This window comes from Pseudophaeobacter sp., from assembly GCF_048267565.1.
GTDB lineage: Bacteria > Pseudomonadota > Alphaproteobacteria > Rhodobacterales > Rhodobacteraceae > Pseudophaeobacter > Pseudophaeobacter profundi.
On sequence record NZ_JBLWXG010000001.1, the window covers coordinates 905750 to 923604 of the forward strand.

16 protein-coding genes are annotated in these 17855 nt (G+C 60.7%); 8 read left to right on the forward strand and 8 right to left on the reverse strand.

Annotated elements, in window-relative coordinates:
• Position 1: 1 nt before the first annotated feature.
• From ACN0VH_RS04280 to ACN0VH_RS04290, 3 genes are all read left to right on the forward strand, one after another.
• Entirely contained in the window at positions 2-775 is a 774-nt protein-coding gene (locus tag ACN0VH_RS04280) for a phosphoadenylyl-sulfate reductase (protein WP_417699628.1), read from the forward strand.
• Between the two features lie 5 nt (positions 776-780).
• Complete coding sequence (locus ACN0VH_RS04285) at positions 781-1182, forward strand: DUF934 domain-containing protein (protein WP_278920909.1); 402 nt, start codon at positions 781-783, stop codon at positions 1180-1182.
• A gap of 146 nt (positions 1183-1328) precedes the next feature.
• Complete coding sequence (locus ACN0VH_RS04290) at positions 1329-2198, forward strand: ferredoxin--NADP reductase (RefSeq protein ID WP_417699630.1); 870 nt, start codon at positions 1329-1331, stop codon at positions 2196-2198.
• Between the two features lie 219 nt (positions 2199-2417).
• On the opposite strand, the gene ACN0VH_RS04295 is transcribed toward ACN0VH_RS04290, so the two are convergent.
• Positions 2418-3089, reverse strand: a complete 672-nt coding sequence (locus tag ACN0VH_RS04295; RefSeq protein ID WP_417699632.1) for a hypothetical protein — start codon at positions 3087-3089, stop codon at positions 2418-2420.
• A gap of 458 nt (positions 3090-3547) precedes the next feature.
• Here ACN0VH_RS04295 and infC point away from each other — a divergent pair, with 458 nt between their 5' ends.
• A complete protein-coding gene (gene infC / locus ACN0VH_RS04300; protein ID WP_278921435.1) occupies positions 3548-4009 on the forward strand; it encodes a translation initiation factor IF-3 in 462 nt (153 codons plus the stop codon).
• Positions 4010-4138: 129 nt separating this feature from the next.
• Here the strand turns inward: infC and ACN0VH_RS04305 are convergent, their stop codons facing one another.
• The 7 genes from ACN0VH_RS04305 to ACN0VH_RS04335 all read right to left on the reverse strand — a co-directional run bounded on the left by ACN0VH_RS04305 (position 4139) and on the right by ACN0VH_RS04335 (position 12627).
• A complete protein-coding gene (locus ACN0VH_RS04305; protein ID WP_417699633.1) occupies positions 4139-4927 on the reverse strand; it encodes an FAD binding domain-containing protein in 789 nt (262 codons plus the stop codon).
• Between the two features lie 109 nt (positions 4928-5036).
• Positions 5037-7415 carry a xanthine dehydrogenase family protein molybdopterin-binding subunit gene (locus ACN0VH_RS04310; RefSeq protein WP_417699635.1) on the reverse strand — a complete coding sequence of 793 codons (2379 nt, stop codon included), beginning with the start codon at positions 7413-7415 and terminating at the stop codon, positions 5037-5039.
• A gap of 120 nt (positions 7416-7535) precedes the next feature.
• The gene (locus ACN0VH_RS04315; RefSeq protein WP_278920914.1) at positions 7536-8021 is read right to left on the reverse strand and encodes a (2Fe-2S)-binding protein; all 486 of its coding nucleotides are present in this window, start codon (positions 8019-8021) and stop codon (positions 7536-7538) included.
• A gap of 249 nt (positions 8022-8270) precedes the next feature.
• Positions 8271-9290: a molybdopterin-binding protein gene (locus ACN0VH_RS04320; protein ID WP_417699637.1), complete on the reverse strand. Its 1020-nt coding sequence runs from the start codon at positions 9288-9290 to the stop codon at positions 8271-8273.
• Complete coding sequence (locus ACN0VH_RS04325) at positions 9287-10300, reverse strand: XdhC family protein (RefSeq protein WP_417699638.1); 1014 nt, start codon at positions 10298-10300, stop codon at positions 9287-9289. Before ACN0VH_RS04325 ends, ACN0VH_RS04320 begins: the two co-directional genes overlap by 4 nt.
• A 165-nt stretch (positions 10301-10465) precedes the next feature.
• A complete protein-coding gene (locus ACN0VH_RS04330; RefSeq protein WP_417699640.1) occupies positions 10466-11719 on the reverse strand; it encodes a vWA domain-containing protein in 1254 nt (417 codons plus the stop codon).
• Positions 11719-12627, reverse strand: a complete 909-nt coding sequence (locus ACN0VH_RS04335; RefSeq protein WP_278920918.1) for an AAA family ATPase — start codon at positions 12625-12627, stop codon at positions 11719-11721. The genes ACN0VH_RS04330 and ACN0VH_RS04335 overlap by 1 nt, the downstream gene beginning before the upstream one ends.
• 426 nt (positions 12628-13053) lie before the next feature.
• Between ACN0VH_RS04335 and ACN0VH_RS04340 the strand changes: the two genes are divergently transcribed.
• From ACN0VH_RS04340 to ACN0VH_RS04355, 4 genes are read left to right on the forward strand one after another with little or no spacing between them, the layout of a single operon-like run.
• A complete protein-coding gene (locus tag ACN0VH_RS04340; RefSeq protein WP_278920919.1) occupies positions 13054-14097 on the forward strand; it encodes a glycosyltransferase family 2 protein in 1044 nt (347 codons plus the stop codon).
• Positions 14098-14105: 8 nt separating this feature from the next.
• Entirely contained in the window at positions 14106-14732 is a 627-nt protein-coding gene (locus ACN0VH_RS04345) for a sulfotransferase (protein WP_278920920.1), read from the forward strand.
• Positions 14732-17113 (forward strand): glycosyltransferase family 2 protein, encoded by a 2382-nt coding sequence (locus tag ACN0VH_RS04350; protein WP_417699642.1) that lies wholly within the window; start codon positions 14732-14734, stop codon positions 17111-17113. Before ACN0VH_RS04345 ends, ACN0VH_RS04350 begins: the two co-directional genes overlap by 1 nt.
• 3 nt (positions 17114-17116) lie before the next feature.
• On the forward strand, positions 17117-17854 hold the full coding sequence (locus ACN0VH_RS04355) for an FkbM family methyltransferase (RefSeq protein ID WP_278920922.1): 738 nt from the start codon (positions 17117-17119) through the stop codon (positions 17852-17854).
• Position 17855 lies beyond the last annotated feature (1 nt).

Genomic DNA, 17855 nt, shown 5'->3' on the forward strand with positions numbered 1-17855 from the left:
CATGGTGAACCTAGAACCCGACAGCTTTGAGCCAGACAAACCCGCTGCGACACAGAGCGCGCTGATTGACAAGGTGGCAGGGCTGAATGCCCGCTACCGGCATCATTCGGCCACGGCGGTGATGCAGGGCGCGCTGCAGGATGCCGGCCATATCGCGCTGGTCTCTAGCTTTGGCGCGGAATCGGTTGTGCTTTTGCACATGGCCGCCGTCATCGACCCGATGGTGCCGGTGCTGTTTGTCGATACCGAACTGTTGTTCACCGAAACGCTGGTCTACCAGCAAGAGGTGAGCGAACGTCTGGGGCTGCGGAATGTGCAGATCGTCAAGGCAGCGGATATCGCAGCCAAGGACCCCTATGGCGCGCTGCGCTTCTCTGACACCGATGCCTGCTGCGCCCTGCGCAAGACCGCGCCGCTACAGGCGGCGTTGGACGGGTTCGACGGCTGGATCACCGGGCGCAAACGCTTTCAGGCCGGCAGCCGCGCTGCGCTTGATTTCTTCGAGGTGGAAACCACCGAAACCGGATCAACCGGGCGCATCAAGATCAACCCGCTGGCCCATTGGGCACCGCAGGATGTGCGCGCCTATATGGACGAAAACCGCCTGCCGCGTCACCCGCTGGTGGCCAAGGGCTATCCGTCGATCGGCTGCGCGCCCTGCACCTCGCCCGTTGCAGCAGGCGAAGATCCCCGCGCCGGACGCTGGCGCGACCAGACCAAGGAAGAATGCGGCATCCACATTGTGAATGGCCAATTCATCCGCACAGGAGCATGAATGATATGACTGTAATCGTGACTGACGCAGGCTTTGGCCCCGAAACCTGGACCAAGGGCTTTGAAGGCGAAAACGCACTTGATCTGACCTCTGATGCGGATCCCTCGGCACTGGTGAATGTGACCCAAGGGGTGGAAATCATCCGCATTGATTTCCCCAGCTTTGCCGATGGCCGGGGCTTTACCCTGGCGCGACAGCTGCGCCTCATGGGCTATGGCGGGCGTCTGCGTGCCCATGGACACGTGCTGGCGGATCAATATGCCATGGCGCGCCGCTGTGGGTTCGACGAGGTGGAAATCAGCGATGAGCTTGCCGCCCGGCAACCCCAGGATCAATGGCTTGCCCGCGCCAAGTGGAACGCCCATAATTATCAGGCCCGCCTGCGTGGCAGCTCTGCTGCCAGCTAAAGCCAGCGCCACCAGATCCGACAGGACGGCCCCAATGTGCAAGCCCAGTGGAACTGACGCTGCGGGTTTGCTACATTCCGGGGCTTCCCCTGACCTACATCAAAGATTAATCAGAGGTGCCGGTGATACCACTGGCAGAGCAACCGATGAATGAGATTACACCTGTGACAGATTCTGCGACCCAGCCCGCGCCCGCGCCTGTAAAGGCCGCCCCTGCCCTGCCCGATGCCCAGACTGTAACAGAGGTCAAGCATTGGACAGACAAGCTGTTTTCCTTCCGGGTGACCCGGCCCGCCTCTTTGCGTTTTCGCTCGGGCGAGTTTGTGATGATCGGGCTGATGAACGACCCCGACCCCAAAACCGGCAAGGTAAAGCCGCTGCTGCGTGCCTATTCCATTGCTTCGCCCAGCTGGGACGAAGAAATGGAGTTCTATTCCATCAAGGTCGAAGACGGCCCCCTGACCTCACGACTGCAGCATATTCAGCCCGGCGATGAAATCATCCTGCGCCCAAAACCCGTTGGCACTCTGGTGCATGACGCGCTGATCCCCGGCAAGCGGATCTGGTTTTTTGCCACCGGCACCGGCTTTGCGCCCTTTGCCTCGCTGCTGCGCGAACCCCAAACCTATGAAGACTACGACGAGATCATCATCACCCACACCTGCCGCACCGCCGGTGAGCTGACCTATGGCGCCGAGCTGATCGAGGGGCTGAAGGACGACGAGCTGCTCAATGAGGTGATCGGTGAAGGCTTCTGGAAAAAGATCAAATACTACCCCACAACCACCCGCGAAGAGAGCCCGAAGATGGGCCGTATCACCGATCTGATCAACTCTGGCGAGGCCTATAAGGATCTTGGCGTCACCCCGCTGTGCCCCGATAACGACCGGGCAATGATCTGCGGCAACCTGGCCTTCAACCTGGAACTCAAAGCCATGCTGGAAGCAGCCGGGCTGGAAGAAGGTGCCAATTCCAAACCTGCGCAATATGTCGTCGAGAAAGCCTTTCTGGACTGATCTCCACACCAGGATCCCCTGCAGGCCATACCCTCGGGAATACCCCCTGGCATCGGCCAAAGCAGAACGCGCCCCATGCAAAAAGGGCAGCCTCGAAAATGAGGCTGCCCTTTTTTATGTCCGACTGTAACAGGCAGGCCAGTCAAACCAGTCAGGCCTGATAGAACGGGACCAATCCGACCAGCAAGATAGGCTGGCCAGATCGGAACAGGGCCGCTCTCAGAGCCCCAGTGCAGTCTTGATTTGGCTCAGCACCCCTGCCAGCAGCTCTGGGCTGTCCTTGGCCTGGGTAACAGCGCTGCTCAGCACCGATTTCGTGGCGGCATCCAGATCGGACTCTTCGATCATCGCCATCACCTTCTCATGGTCGAACCCGTCCAGGCTCAGATACTGCGCCATACCTTCGGTCGTGGCGCTGGCGCCCTCACCGGCAGCTGTCACCGCCTGCGAAACCGCCTCGGCGGTGGCATTTGCCGCGTCGCTTACCGCGTCAGTTGCACCCTCTACCACCTCGGCCGCAACCTCGCCTGCCTCTGTGGCAGCCCCTGCAACCGCTCCTGCAGCATTCTCGCCACCTTCGACGGCGGCGCTCACCGCTTCATTGGCCGCTACGCCGGCCTCGCTCGCGACCTCACCAACCTCTTCGGCGACAGCATCAGCGGCTTCGCTTGCCGCCTCGTTGGCTGTCTCGACGGCCTCTTCCACTGCGGTGGTCACCTCCTCAACGCGTTCCTCTGTCGATGGCTCTGCGGTGTTCTCTTCCTCGACGACGGCTTCTGGGGCCATCTCGACCACGCCCTTGACCACGGTTTCCGGCTGTTGGCTCTGGACGTAGAAATAGCCCCCTGCAGCAACCACACCCAAACCCAAAATAACAAAAATAGGCTTCATGACCCGTCTCCTTCTATTATACTGCATTCCACGCAGACTTGATGGCTGGCAGGTGCGCGTTTGTGCCGACCATCACAAGGGGGAATAACCCGCGCGCCACCTCATCAGCCAATGCCCGCCGACAGACTCACCCCGGAACGGGCGCGTTTCAGCCAGTTGCGCAATGGACAAAAAATCGCTTTGACATTGCCAATCCGGGGTCAATCCGGGTCCAAGCCCCGACCAATCGCCCCGAAACCAGATTTGCGACCGGCAAAAGCGACAATCCAGCAGGAATTCCACCCCGCTTGCTCTCGTTGCGGCTTGAAACCTTGCCGGGTTAGGTTTAGGTTTCGAGCTCGAAATTCGGCAACAATCAAAGGATCAAAGCCATAGCCCGCAGACCTCATAATGCGCCGCCGCAACGTGACACCGGCCCGCGCACGAACGAAAAAATTCGCGCCTCTGAGATTCGCCTGATTGGCGCTGATGGCGAAAATGTCGGGGTCGTGCACCCTGCCAAGGCTATGGACATGGCACATGAGGCCGGTCTTGATCTGGTTGAAATTTCGCCAAATGCAACGCCTCCAGTCTGTAAGATCATGGATTTCGGCAAGTTCAAATATGAACAGCAGAAACGCGAAAGCGAAGCCCGCAAAAAACAAAAGATCATTGAAGTCAAAGAGGTCAAATTTCGGCCCAATACCGACACCAATGACTACGAAGTCAAAATGCGTAACGTCTACAAATTCCTGGAAGCGGGCGACAAGGTGAAAATCACCCTGCGGTTCCGCGGCCGTGAAATGGCGCACCAGAACCTGGGCCGCCAGTTGCTGGAACGCGTCGCCGAAGATGTGAAAGACCTGGGCAAGGTTGAAAACATGCCCAAGATGGAAGGCCGCCAAATGGTCATGATGATCGGCCCGCTTCCACAGAAATAGCACCAAACCTCGTTTGGCTGGAAACGCTCCACCCCATCCGGGCTGGGGCGTTTTTTTCATGGCCACCCCTAATACGGGCCTAGACAGGATTTCCCCGCCCAGGCCCCACTCTATTCTTGATGACACGCTCTAGGCAGCAGCGGCAACCGCGCGTTTGGTCAAAACCGCAATCAAATGGGCGCGGTAGGCCTTGGAGCCATGAATATCCGCCATCATACCCTCAGGTGCGACTGACAGCCCCTCCAGCGCATCGGTGCTGAAATTGCGGCTCAGCGCCGCCTCAGCCTCGCTCCAGCGAAATACCCCCTCCTCAGATGCCCCCGTCACCGCAACCCGCACAGCACCGGCGAATTTGGCGACAAAGACCCCCACCAGCGCAAAACGCGACGCAGGCTGCACAAACTTCTGATAGTTGGCCACTTCCGGCACCGGCAGGCGCACCTCGGTGACGATCTCGCCCTCCTCCAGTACTGTGGTGAAAAGCCCATCAAAAAAGTCATCCGCCGCAATCTCGCGCGCATTGGTGACAATCACCGCCCCACTGGCCAAAGCAGCAGCCGGATAGCAGGCCGCCGGATCGTTATTGGCAAGTGAGCCGCCGATGGTGCCGCGGTTGCGCACCGCAGGATCGCCGATCTTGCCCGCCAAAGCAGCCAGCGCCGGATAGGCCGCGGCCGCCTCAGACGCCACCACCCCATGCGGCGTTGCTCCGCCAATGCAGACAGTGCCAGCCTCCAGTCTGACCCCCTGCATCTCGGCGATACCACTCAATAAAACCAGCTTGGAGGGGCTGGCCAATCGCTGTTTTAGCGTCGGGATCAGAGTTTGACCGCCGCCCAGCGCCTGCGCCTCCTCTGCACCCAGCGCCGCCACTGCATCCGCAATACTGGTGGGTTTTTCGACCTCGAAATTATACATTTCGCATTTCCTTCCCAGAACCGGCTCGCCCGGCCCTTTCATCTTTCCCAAAATACCTCGGGGAGCGCGAGGGGCAGAGCCCCTCGCCCATCAAGCTGCTACCCCGCACTCAGCCATTCATCGCCGCCCAGACCCGCGCAGGGCTCAACGGCATGTCGATATGGGTGACATCCTTGCCCATCGATTGCAGCGCATCGACCACCGCATTGACCACCGCCGGCGGCGAGCCAATGGCCCCCGCCTCGCCGCAGCCCTTTACCCCCAGGGGGTTATGAGTGCAGGGCGTCTGACAGGAATGATCGACCTGATAGAACGGCAGGTCATCCGCCCGTGGCATGGCATAGTCCATGTATGACGCCGATAGCAGCTGCCCGTCCTCATTATAGACCGCCGCCTCCAGCAGCGCCTGACCAATGCCCTGGCCAATACCACCGTGAACTTGACCATCCACGATCATCGGGTTCACGATATTGCCAAAATCATCCGCCGCCGCAAAGCGTTCAATGCTCACCTTACCGGTCTCCGGATCCAGCTCTACCTCGCAGGCATAGGCCCCCGACGGATAGGTAAAATTCGCAGGATCATAAAAGGCGGTTTCTTCCAGCCCCGGCTCGATATCTTCCAGTGGATAGTTGTGCGGCACATAGGCCGCCAGGGTCACATCCCCCCAGGCAAGGGATTTATCCGTGCCCGCAACCGAAAACTGACCGTCTTTCAGCTCGATATCCGCATCCGAGGCCTCTAGGATATGCGCGGCGATCTTCTTGGCCTTGGCGATGATCTTTTCAGTGGCCCGCACCATGGCAGAGCCACCAACCGCCAGCGAGCGGGACCCATAGGTCCCCATGCCCATCGGGGTGTTGGCGGTGTCGCCATGCACAATTTCCACCATGCTTTCATCAATGCCGATCATCTCGGCAATCACCTGCGGGAAGGATGTCTCATGCCCCTGGCCATGACTGTGAGACCCGGTCATCACCACCAGACCACCAGTGGCATTGACCCGCACGGTTGCGCTTTCATACAGGCCAGCCCGCGCGCCCAGCTGCCCGACAAGGTTGCTTGGGGCAATGCCGCAGGCTTCGATATAGCAGTTCACGCCTAGGCCACGCACCCGGCCGCGGGCCTCGCTTTTGGCGCGACGCGCAGCAAAGCCGGAAAGATCGGCAATCTCTTCCAGCTTGTCCATGGTGGCGTTGTAATCGCCGGTGTCATATTCCACCGCCACCGGCGTGGCATAGGGGAATTCGGTGATAAAGTTCTGCCGCCGCAGGGCAATCGGATCAACACCCAGTTCGCGCGCAGCCTTGTCGATGACGCGCTCCAGCTGAAATGTCGCCTCAGGGCGGCCCGCGCCGCGATAGGCATCCACCGGCACCGTATTGGTAAAGACCGCCTTGACGTTCACATAGATCAGCGGCGTCTTGTAATTGCCGGCCATCAGGGTGCCATGCAGCCAGGTGGGAACCGACGGCGCAAAGGTCGACAGATAGGCCCCCATATTGGCATGGGTATCCGTGCGCAGCGCGGTAAAGTTGTTGTCGCTGTCCAGCGCCAGTTGAATGGTGGTCACATGATCGCGCCCATGCGCATCCGAAATAAAGGCCTCAGACCGCGAAGAGGTCCATTTCACCGCCCGGTTCAGCGCCTTGGCGGCAAAGGTACAAAAGGCCTCTTCGGCGTAGTGAAAGATCTTGGTACCAAACCCCCCCCCCACATCGGGCGCAATGACACGCAGCTTGTGCTCTGGGATGCCCAGAACAAAGGCCCCCATCAACAGCCGGATCACATGCGGGTTCTGCGAGGTGGTATAAAGCGTGCTGTCGCCAGTGGCGCGATTGAAATCCCCCAGCGCCACGCGCGGCTCCATCGGGTTGGCAATCAGCCGGTTGTTGACCAGCTCCAGCGTCGTCACATGCGCGGCCTTGGCAAAGGCCTCTTCCACTGCGGGCTTGTTTTCTTCAACAAAACCCCAGTCATAGCAGAGGTTCGAGGTCAGGTCGTCATGCACCTTGGTGGCGCCCTCCTTGAGGGCGGCCTTCATGTCGATGACGGCGGGCAGTTCCTCGATATCCAGCATGATCGCTTCGGCGGCGTCGCGGGCCTGCTCAAGACTGTCGGCGACAACGGCGGCAATAGCATCCCCGACATAGCGCACCTTGCCCTGGGCCAGAACCGGATGGGCTGGCTCCTGCATGACTTCGCCATGTTTATCGGTGATTTGCCAGCCGCAGGGAATACCGCCCACGGATTCAAAATCGGCACCGGTAAAAATCTGCACCACTCCTGGCATCGCGGCGGCATCGCTGGTGTCAATGGAAACGATCCGGCCATGCGCCACATCCGAGCGCAGGAAATACACATAGGCTTGGCCGTTCAGGTTGATATCATCTGTGTAATTGCCCGTCCCGGTCAGGAACCGGACATCTTCGCGCCGTTTCGGGCTGGCGCCAATGCCGCTGTCAATTTGGTCACTATCTTTTGGCATATTCAAATCTCCTCCCTGGAGGGTGCATCCAATGGCGCACCTCTTGGTTATGCAGTTTGATCTTTGCGTCTTGATATCTACCAGGGCCACACCTCCCAATGGGGCCCAGGAGGGGGCGGCTTATTCCGCAGCGATGGCGGATACATCCTGACCGGAGGCAGCCATGATCGCCTTGACGATATTATGGTACCCGGTGCAACGGCAGATATTGCCTTCAAGATACTCGCGGATCTCTTGCTCGCTGGGTTTGGGATTTTCTTGCAGCAGCGCCGCCGTCGACATCACCATGCCGGGCGTACAGAACCCACATTGCAGCCCGTGATGATCCTGGAAAGCCTGCTGAATGATATTGAGCGTCCCATCCGCAGCGGCCTGGCCTTCGATGGTTGCCACTTCTGCGCCTTCGGCCTCAATGGCCAGCATGGTGCAGGATTTGACCGCAATACCATTCACATGGACCACACAGGCCCCGCATTGGCTGGTATCACAGCCGACATGCGTGCCGGTCAGGCCCAGTTCTTCGCGCAGGAACGAGGAGAGCAAGGTGCGGCCCTCCGCCTCGGCTTGCGCAGGCTTGCCGTTCACGGTCATTGAGACCTTGGTCATGTATTCCTCCCATTTTTGCTACTTTTGTTGGCTAAGGGAAGTTAAGCACGGGATTGCGTCTCCGCGAACCCCTTTTAAGCGCGCCATCACAAACAATCTTGCCGCTTGGCAAGCTTTTGCCTTCGCTTTCTGCGGTACTGCGCGCAGCATCCAGCCCGCGCCACCCCAAGACCAGCCCAGAGAAACGGCGGCTGAATTCGTCGTAAATTCAGTTAAATCAAAAGGTAACACCCACCTCTTAATTCAACCTTAGTCCAAACTACGCGGCATGGGCCGGGTGGGGATCTCCTTTAGCAGGCCGCCGACACCCATCGCGGCAATATCGGCACTACCCACCCGGCAGCCACATAGAACCCGCTCCAGCACCCAATCCGCGCCATTCAGCGCCGGCGAGCGCGCGCAGCCCGGAAGGCCAATCACCGGCTTACCCTGCAATGCCCCGATAAACAGCAGGTTCCCAGGATCCACAGGCATGCCAAAGCGGGTCACGCTGCCGCCGGCCCGGCGCAGTGCCTCTGGCGCCACATCCATTGGATCCGAGGTCGCAGACCCTGTGAGGATTAACAAGACCTCTCCTGGTGCCGCCGCCAAAGCCGCCGCCAGCTCCATCTCCTGGTGCGGCACCACCACCCGATCCGAAAGTTCCAGCCCCATGCGTTGCAATCGTCCCGCCATAGAGCGCCGCCCTTTGTCCGAAGGAATTTCTTGGCTGACGCTTGTCTCGATAAGGCTAGCCGAGGTAAAGACCGGCGGCAAAACACGCAGCGCGCCCGCCGCGCCTGCTCCGGCCTGCTTCACCGTCTCGGCCCCGACCCCATAGGAAATGATCTTGATGGTGGCAATCATACCATCCGCATCAACCCGGTGATAATCCGGCACCGTGGCGATGGTGATCATCGGATCAACCGCATTCACCGCCTCAAGTGCTGCTGGGTTCAGCCTGACAAGACCGGCAGCCAAGGCATAAAGGTTCACCCGGCCCGCACCAGCGCCAGAGATGCGAAGACCCAGGCCCGCCGCATCCGGCACCAGGGCCTGCGCCAGCGCCAGGGCAGCCGCATCTTCGTGCAGATCGCCTGCTTCCAGCCGGGCAACCGTGATCTGCGCATGACCCGCAGCCGCCAGATCCGCCAGATGCTGCGCCGTAAGACGGGTTCCCTTGGCAATCCGGTAGCGCAGCGCGTTTTCATAGGGGGGCTGGCCCGCCTGCATCGAATGCGCCAGGATCGCGCCTTCGGCCTTTGCGACAGGGACGGCACCGAACTTCATTTGGCCTTACCACGCAATACGGCTGTCATTTCAGCCAGGATAGCCAGGGCGATCTCGGCCGGGCCTGCCGCACCGATATCCAAGCCGATGGGACCATGAATGCGGGTGATGTCCTGCGCTGCAAAGCCTGCGGCCTGCATTCGCTCCACCCGGCTGGCTTGGGTGCGTTTGGACCCCAGCGCGCCAATGTAAAAACAGCGCTGCCGCAGCCCCGCCACCAACGCGGGATCATCCAGTTTGGGGTCATGGGTCAGCAAGACCAGCGCGGTGCGCGCATCCAGCCCCAGCTTGGCAACCGCCTCATCCGGCCAATCCTCCAGCAGGGTCACACCGGGAAAACGCGCAGGCGTGGCAAAGGCCGCGCGGGGATCAATCACCACCGGATCATAGCCCGCCAGCACCGCCATCGGCACCAGTGCCTGGGCAATATGCACCGCCCCCACCACGACCAGCCGCAGCGGCGGGTTGTGCACTGCCACAAAGGTTTCTCCGTCGTCTTCGACCCCGGAGCGGTCCAGTCGCATCCGCTCGGGGTAGGCATCGCGCAGCACCGCGCCAATCCCCGTGGTCAGGTTCACCTCATAGGCCACCTGGTCGCGCGCCGTCTGCGCCGCTACCAGATCCGCCAGCAGGGCGACGGGCAAGGAACCACCCACAGGTTCAACCAGAATGCGAATGGTGCCACCACAGGCCAGCCCAACGGCAAAGGCATCGCCATCGCTGACGCCATATTCCAGCACCCGGTGCTTGCCATCCGCCAGCGCCTCTTGCGCTTCCAGCACCACGGCACCTTCAACACAGCCGCCAGAAACAGAGCCCTCGATCTGGCCATCACCGCTGACGACCAGCTGTGCCCCCACCCGACGCGGGGCCGATCCCCAGGTCTGCACCACGGTGGCCAGGGCCGCCCCCCGACCGGCGCGGTGCCACGCCAGCGCGGTTTGCGCCGCACTGGCTGCCAAGGGGGAAACGTCGGCAGAGACGGGCGGGCTGTCACTAGTCTGGGTCATCTATCCTCCGGTCGGGCAGATCCTGCCCGCTTGGATACCAGCTTTGCGCGTCATCTTTGCAGTTTCAAGCCGCAAATCCGGACGCCCGGCCCTACCCTGGCAAAACACGGCCCTACCCTGGCAAAAGATGTACGCGGCGACCACCAGCGGCGCGGAGCCCGCGCGTCACAAATCGCGCAGCAAGCGGGCTTTTTCGCCGCTCTCCTCGGGGCGCGAAATCACCTCTGCAAGATCCTGCAACGCGGCAATGGAATGGCCGGCCCGAAAGCTATCGACATAGGGTAACATGGCCCTAATGCCCTGCGCCTTGGCGGCAAACCCATCCCAGCGCAATAGCGGGTTCAGCCAAATCAGACGCCGCGCCGAAAGCTGCAGGCGCTGCATTTCCCGCTCCAGCGCCGCCGGGTCATCGCGATCAAGCCCATCGGTGATCAGCAGCACCACAGCGCCCTGCCCCATGACCCGGCGTGACCAGTCCCGGTTGAAGTCATGCAGGCAGGCACCAATCCGGGTGCCGCCCTCCCAGTCTTGCGCTTCGGCGCCTGCTGCGGCAAGGGCGGCATCGACATCGCGGGTGGCCAAATGGCGGGTGATATTGGTCAGCCGGGTGCCAAAGGTAAAGCCATGCACCCGGGCCCAGCCCGCCCCCTTGGCATTGCTGACCGTATGCAGGAAATGCAGCACGATACGGCTGTATTGGCTCATCGAGCCGGAAATATCGCAGATCACCACCAGATTGGGCCAGCGGGTGCGGCGCTTGGCGCGGGCAATGAACTGGATATCGCCCCCGCGGCGGGCCGCTTCGCGGAAGGTGCGACGCCAATCCGGCCTGCTGCCCCGCTGTGCCGCCATCAGGCGACGCGACTGAAGCGGCGATACCGGCAGTTTCAACTGCGCCAGAATACGCTTGGCCTGCGCCACCTCGTCGGTGCTCATCTGTTCAAAATCCAGGCTGCGCAACCGTTCCTCGGCCGAGATGGTCAAGCTGGCATCCACCTCGATCTCGGTGCCCTCATCCTCAGGGGGATCGGGGGCATCAAGCTGCGGATTGGCCCCGTCCAGCAGGGCTTCGGCGGCGCGTTTTTCACCAGGCTTTGCCGCCTGTTCCTCTTGCACGCCGCGGATGGCAGGCAACAGCGCGGCCATCATCCGTTCCAGAAAACGCGGATCGCGCCAATACAGCCGAAAGACCTGGGCAAAGATCACCCGGTGTTCGGGTTTGGAGACAAAACAGGCATGCAGCGCCCAGTAGAAATCCTGCCGCGAAGTAAAGCCCGCCGCCGCCACCGCTGCCACCGCATCAATCACCCGCCCCGGCCCGATCGGCAGCCCTGCCTTGCGCAGGGCACGGGCAAAATGGGTGATATTCTGCGCCAGCCTGGGATTATCCGGCAGGGTGAGATCCGGCAATTCAACCATCAGCCAGCGTCCAGACTAGCCCGCGCCTGATCCAGAATGCGCTTGGCCTCGCCCCCCTGCACCTTAGAGATATCATCCTGATATTTCAGGATCGCCCCCAGGGTATCCGCAATCACCGCAGGCGACAGGTCAATGACATCCAGTGCCAGCAGACAATTGGCCCAGTCGATGGTTTCGGCAACGCCGGGCTTCTTGAACAGATCCTCTGTGCGCAGGCTCTGCACAAAGGCCACCACCTCCCGGCTGAGCTGCGCCGCCAAGGTCGGCGCGCGTGCATTCAAGATCTCTACCTCGCGGTCAAAATCGGGATAATCCACCCAATGATACAGGCAACGGCGTTTTAATGCGTCGTGCACCTCGCGGGTTCGGTTGGAGGTCAGAACCACGATGGGCGGCACCGGTGCCTTGATGGTGCCCAGTTCGGGGATAGTGACCTGAAAATCCGACAGCGCCTCAAGCAGAAAGGCCTCAAAGGGTTCATCGGTCCGGTCAAGTTCATCAATCAACAGCACCGGCGGGCCGTTCTCATCCGGGCGCATCGCCTCAAGCAGCGGCCGCTCGATCAGAAATTCATCCGAGAACAGCTCTCCTTGCAGGGTTGCGCGATCAGCGCCGCCTGCTGCTTCGGCAGTGCGAATGGCCACCATCTGGGCGGCAAAGTTCCATTCATAAACCGCCGAGGAAGCATCAAGCCCTTCGTAGCATTGCAGCCGGATCAGCCGCCGCCCAAAGGCCGCCGCCAGCGCCTTGGCGATTTCGGTCTTGCCCACCCCGGCTTCGCCCTCAAGAAACAGCGGGCGACCCAGTTTCAGCGATAGAAACACCACCACCGCCAGGGCGCGATCACAGACATAGCCCTGTTCGCCCAGCGCAGTCTGCACCTGCTCAATTGTCGCGGCCTGCATCATTCGTGGCATCCTTCCTTGGGCTGTTTGCCGGGGTCTCGTTACCGGGGGCTCTTTGGGTTTCAACCAAGAGGCCACGGGCATGGCACCGGGTCAAGCCACAGCGCCGCCGCAACTGCGGCACGGAGCAAGGACCCGGCCCCGGCGCAACACTCTTGCAACAGCACCGGCCAGAGTAAAGACGCCAAGGCCCGCAACGATTGACCCAGAGGGGCGGCAATGCAAAGCTGCCGCCAATAAGAACACGCGCCCGACAAACCGGGGCATAGAGGCAGACAGGTCGATGCACCGAACATCCAGCTCCAGGCCTTCAGGTTCCGGGCCACACAGTTCGTTCGGGGGCTGCGGGGGGCTTGCGCTTGGCAGCCCTGACGCTGCCTCGGGAAATCCCTCGCGCTGCGGTCTGCACCGCATGAAAGGGGATGTGACATGCGTATCACTGCAGTAACCTGCGTCAAGAACGAGGGCCCGTTCCTGCTGGAATGGATCGCCTATAACAGGCTGATCGGCGTCACAGATTTTCTTTTCTATTCAAACGACTGCACCGATGGTACGGCGGAATTGCTCGATGCCTTGGCGGCGCGTGGCCTGCTGACCCATCTGCCCAATCCAGCGCAGGGGCGCAACTACCAGATGGAAGCGCTGAAAGATGCCGCCCATCAGCCGCTGGTACAGGAGGCCGATTGGGTCTGGATCGCAGATGTGGATGAATTTCTCAATATACACACCGGGGATCATAGCATTCCCGCCCTGATCACGGCCTGTGGCAACCCCGGTGCAATTTCCGTCAGCTTTCAGTTCTTTGCCAACGACGGGATAGAGGCATTTGTTGATGAGCCGGTGATCGCACAGTTCAGCCGCTCTCATAATCCCGATATCTGGTGTGCCGAAACCGCAATTGAAGTCAAAACCCTGGTGCGTCAGGATTTTCCGCTGAAATACTACGGCGCGCACCGGCCTTTCTTCAAGAAAGGCCTGCCACCCCGCAAGTTCCCCCACTGGTGCGATGGATCCGGGCGCGATGTGCCAGCAAAGTTTCTGGTGGCGGACAATCCCCGCCGCATCCGTAAATTCCCCGCCAAGGGCAGCCGCGATCTGGCCACTCTCAACCACTATGCGCTGCGCTCGCTTGACAGCTACCTGGTCAAGAATGACCGCGGCGATGTCAACCGCGAGCACCGCGCCTTTGACGACAGCTATTGGCGCGAACGCAATGATCCCGCCTATGAGGATCGCTCTATCCTGCGCTATCTGCCCGATCTGCAAGAGGCGCTGAAGGCGCTGAAATCGGACCCCGAAATCGCCGCGCTGCACGAGATCTGCCTGCAGCGGCACCGGGACAGGCGCGATCAGCTGTTGGCCCAGCCAGATTATCAGCAGATGCGTCAGCAACTCTTGACCGCCCCGACCCTGCCACCGCAGGAAGAGGCCTTGCTGACCGATCTGGGCCTGTTGCCCGCGCAGGGATCCTGAGGCGCGCCATGGTTCTGAAAGTCATCAACCTCGGCCTGCCGAAATCCGGCACCACGACCCTGAACCGGGCGCTGTCGCGGGCGGGGTATCATGTCGCCGATCATCGCCTGAAAGAGCGCGAGGAAGACCGCCCCGGCAAGCGCCGCGTCTTTGTCGGCTCGCTGCTCTACAAGGGGCTCTATGAGGTCGGCGACCCGATGGCCTATATGCAGGAGTATGACGCGGTCAGCGAGATCAGCTTTATTCATGGCAAATTCTCGATCTGGCCGCAGTTTGATTTTGCCATGATCAAGGTGTTGCAAGATCTATACCCAGAAGCGCGTTTCATCGCCACCAGGCGCGATGCTGCAAGCCATTCAAAATCAATCATGGCCTGGAACAATCTTGGCACGACCCGGTTGCCCGCGAGCACGGTTCCGGGGCTGCCGATTGGCTATGGCAAAACCGCCGATCAACAGATGCGGTGGATTGATGGCCACTACGAAGCGCTGGCCCATTGGTTTCGTGATGATCCCAGGTATCTGGAGCTCGACATCGCCAACCCGGATGCCCAGGCCCAGGTCAGCCGCCACCTGAACCGCGACCTGCCCTGGTGGGGCAAGGCCAATGTCAACAAAAAGGCACAGGATAGCTGATGCGGATCTATCTACATATCGGGCTGGAACAGACTGGCGCGGATCATCTGCAACGCATCATGGCCGACAAGCGGTCCCAATTGCAGGCCAAGGGCACCCTGTTTCCCCGCGCCCCCGGTTCCAGCAACCATACGCGCCTGTTCATGGCGGTCACCGATGCAGATCATATTGACCCCCTGCGCTACAATCGCGGCTTTATCACGACGGAAAAGCAGGCACGCCTGCGCGAGAAGCTGATCGAAGATCTGCACCGAGAAGTGGACAAGGCCAAGCCAGACAGGCTGATCCTGTCGGCCTCGCAGCTGGGGGCAAAACTGCACCGCAAAAGCGAGCTGGAACGGTTGAAAGCCCTGCTGACGCCGCTGTCGGATGATATCAGGATCGTCGCCCATATTGATAGTCCCGCCTGCGCACTGGCACATCACTACGGCGCCCAGATCCTCGAGGGACGCGACCGCACGCTGGACCAGGAACTGGCGCTGATCGCCAGGCTGGCGCAGGAGCAGGACATGGGCTGGTGGCAGGCCGCGCTGACCACTCTGCCACAGCCAGACCCGCAGGCCGGGCAGTTTGAAGAAACCCAAGCCGCGCCTTTCTGGCTCGACTACACGGCTTTGCAACAGCACTGGGAGGCCACATTTGGCTCCGGCGCCGTGTCGTTTCGCCCCTTTGCCCCCGCAAGCATCTATGGCACCGAGGCCCCCAGTGAGATCTGCGCCGCCTTTGGCATTGACGGGCAGATTGGGCGCAGCCCAGAGGCCAAGGTGCCGCAACAGCCCTCTGCCGCCCAGCTGGCGCGCAGCCGACAGCTCAATACCTTGCTGTTGCAGCTGCTGGCCCAGCGCAAAATGATCCTGCCGCGTCCGCTCTGGCGCAGTTTTCTGAACGAGATCGCCATCGAAGGTGAGCCGATCGATCCCGCCAGCCTGGCCGCAGTCTCACAGTATTTTTCGGATGCCAATCAAGCCCTTGCGCGCCAGCACCCGGCGCTGCTGGCCGTTGACTTCGGGGTCATTTCCGCCAAGACCAAGCCCAGCCCCCCTTGGCAAGAGGCCGCGACGACACGCGGATATCGCGCCTCGCAGTATCTGCTGACCTTCATGCGCCGCATCAGCAAGGCCACCAAGGAAGAAAGACGCGGCAAGGCGGCCGATTTGCAGGATCTGGACCAGGCCGAAACACCCCAGCGCCCCCGGCCCAGCAAAGACGCCCTGGCCGTGATGCCCCCGCTGGCGGTGGAAAACTTCGACATGCTACAAAGCTCTGCGTTCAAGCCACACAACACGCTGGGTCAAAAGGGCGAAGACCAGCCTCAATCACCATATCGCGAAGTACCGCTCCGGCAGCTGACCCCGGGGTCCAGCGGCAATGTCATTGTCGGCTGCATGAAAAATGAAGCCCCCTATATCCTGGAATGGATCGCCTATCACCGCGCCATCGGGGTTGATAACTTTCTCATCTACACCAATGGCTGCGAAGATGGCACCAGCGAACTGCTGGACCGCCTACAGGATCTGGGTGTCGTGCAGCATCGGAACAATGACGACTGGAAGGGCAACTCGCCGCAGCAACATGCGCTGAACCAATCCTTGAAAGAGCCGCTGATCCGCGATGCGGAATGGGTGATCCATATTGATGTGGATGAATTCATCAATGTGCGCTGTGGCAATGGCACGCTGCAGGATCTGTTCGATCAGGTGCCGGACGCCAGCAATATCGCCATGACCTGGCGACTGTTTGGTTCAAACGGGGTGGACCGCCTGCATGACAGGTTCGTCATTGGCCAGTTTGACGCCTGCGCACCGAAATATTGCCCCAAACCGCATACAGTCTGGGGCTTTAAGACCATGTTCAAGAACATTGGCGCCTATCAAAAGATCAGCTGCCACCGCCCCAACAAACTGACAGCGCCTCTGCGCGATCAGGTGAAATGGGTCAATGGGTCGGGCCGCGACATGACGCGGGAAGCCATTGACAATGGCTGGCGCAACTCGCGCAAATCCATCGGCTATGATCTGGTCCAGCTGAACCACTATGCGCTGCGCTCAGCCGAGAGCTTTCTGGTCAAACGCCAGCGCGGGCGCGCCCTGCATGTGGATCGCTCTATCGGGATCAACTACTGGATCCGTATGGACTGGAACGATCACCGCGATATCACTATCCAGCGCAACCTGCCGCGGTTGCAGGCTGAATATGATCGCCTTCTAAAGGACAAGGCGCTGCGCAACTGGCACCAAAAGGGGCTGGACTGGCACCGCGCCAAGGCCGATGAATTGCATGACATGGCCGAATTTGAAGACCTGTTTCAACAGGCGCTGCGCCTCAAACTGACCGCAACCGAACGCGTCGCCTATGCGCTGGCGCTTGATCTGGAGAGCTAAGACATGAGCGAGACGCCCGCCGCCCCCCAGGCAAATACAGCAGGGGCCATCCCGTCTGATGTGGCAAAGCCGCAAAAGATCCTGAAATGCCGTGGTATGCGCTTTCCGTTGGACCGCAACGTCCTGCCGCCGCGCATCCGCACCTTGCTGCGCAACGATGCCTATGAGGCCAAAGAGGCAACCGCTGCCAAAAAACTGATAAAGCCGCAGGATGTGGTGATGGAGTTGGGGGCCGGCATTGGCTTTATGTCCACCCTTGTGGCCACCCAGACCCCAGCCAAATCGGTCCACTCCTACGAGGCCAACCCGCAGCTTTTGCCCTATATTGCCCAGGTGCATGCGCTCAATAAGGTGACCAACGCCCATGTCACCCATGCGGTTCTGGGTGAGCGCGACGGCACCGCCCCCTTTTATATCCGCAAGAATTTTCTGGCCTCCTCTCTGGATCCAATGGAAGACAGCGCAGACTGCACCAAGGTCGATGTGCCAACCCGTGACGTCAACGCGGTGATCCGCGATCTTTCCCCCACAGTGCTGATCTGCGACATCGAGGGGGCCGAGGCGGATCTATTGCCCAAGATGGATCTGACCGGGCTGCGGGCAGTCGTCATCGAAACCCACCCGCAATGGATCGGCAAGATCGGCATGCAAAAGGTGTTTCGCTGCCTGGATGCGGCTGGTCTGGTGTTTTTTCCGCGCTGGTCCCACGGCAAGGTCGCCGTGTTCCGCTCTGATTGGTAAG

Bases quoted from the DNA above. Each gene is read 5' to 3' on its own strand.
- ACN0VH_RS04330 (WP_417699640.1), bottom strand. From the start codon at position 11,719: ATGGTTGAATTGCCGGATCTCACCCTGCCGGATAATCCCAGGCTGGCG.
- ACN0VH_RS04315 (WP_278920914.1), bottom strand. From the start codon at position 8,021: ATGACCAAGGTCTCAATGACCGTGAACGGCAAGCCTGCGCAAGCCGAG.
- ACN0VH_RS04280 (WP_417699628.1), top strand. From the start codon at position 2: ATGGTGAACCTAGAACCCGACAGCTTTGAGCCAGACAAACCCGCTGCG.
- ACN0VH_RS04350 (WP_417699642.1), top strand. From the start codon at position 14,732: ATGCGGATCTATCTACATATCGGGCTGGAACAGACTGGCGCGGATCAT.
- ACN0VH_RS04355 (WP_278920922.1), top strand. From the start codon at position 17,117: ATGAGCGAGACGCCCGCCGCCCCCCAGGCAAATACAGCAGGGGCCATC.
- ACN0VH_RS04320 (WP_417699637.1), bottom strand. From the start codon at position 9,290: ATGAAGTTCGGTGCCGTCCCTGTCGCAAAGGCCGAAGGCGCGATCCTG.
- ACN0VH_RS04345 (WP_278920920.1), top strand. From the start codon at position 14,106: ATGGTTCTGAAAGTCATCAACCTCGGCCTGCCGAAATCCGGCACCACG.
- ACN0VH_RS04325 (WP_417699638.1), bottom strand. From the start codon at position 10,300: ATGACCCAGACTAGTGACAGCCCGCCCGTCTCTGCCGACGTTTCCCCC.
- ACN0VH_RS04290 (WP_417699630.1), top strand. From the start codon at position 1,329: ATGAATGAGATTACACCTGTGACAGATTCTGCGACCCAGCCCGCGCCC.
- ACN0VH_RS04340 (WP_278920919.1), top strand. From the start codon at position 13,054: ATGCGTATCACTGCAGTAACCTGCGTCAAGAACGAGGGCCCGTTCCTG.
- ACN0VH_RS04285 (WP_278920909.1), top strand. From the start codon at position 781: ATGACTGTAATCGTGACTGACGCAGGCTTTGGCCCCGAAACCTGGACC.
- ACN0VH_RS04335 (WP_278920918.1), bottom strand. From the start codon at position 12,627: ATGATGCAGGCCGCGACAATTGAGCAGGTGCAGACTGCGCTGGGCGAA.
- ACN0VH_RS04305 (WP_417699633.1), bottom strand. From the start codon at position 4,927: ATGTATAATTTCGAGGTCGAAAAACCCACCAGTATTGCGGATGCAGTG.
- ACN0VH_RS04310 (WP_417699635.1), bottom strand. From the start codon at position 7,415: ATGCCAAAAGATAGTGACCAAATTGACAGCGGCATTGGCGCCAGCCCG.
- ACN0VH_RS04295 (WP_417699632.1), bottom strand. From the start codon at position 3,089: ATGAAGCCTATTTTTGTTATTTTGGGTTTGGGTGTGGTTGCTGCAGGG.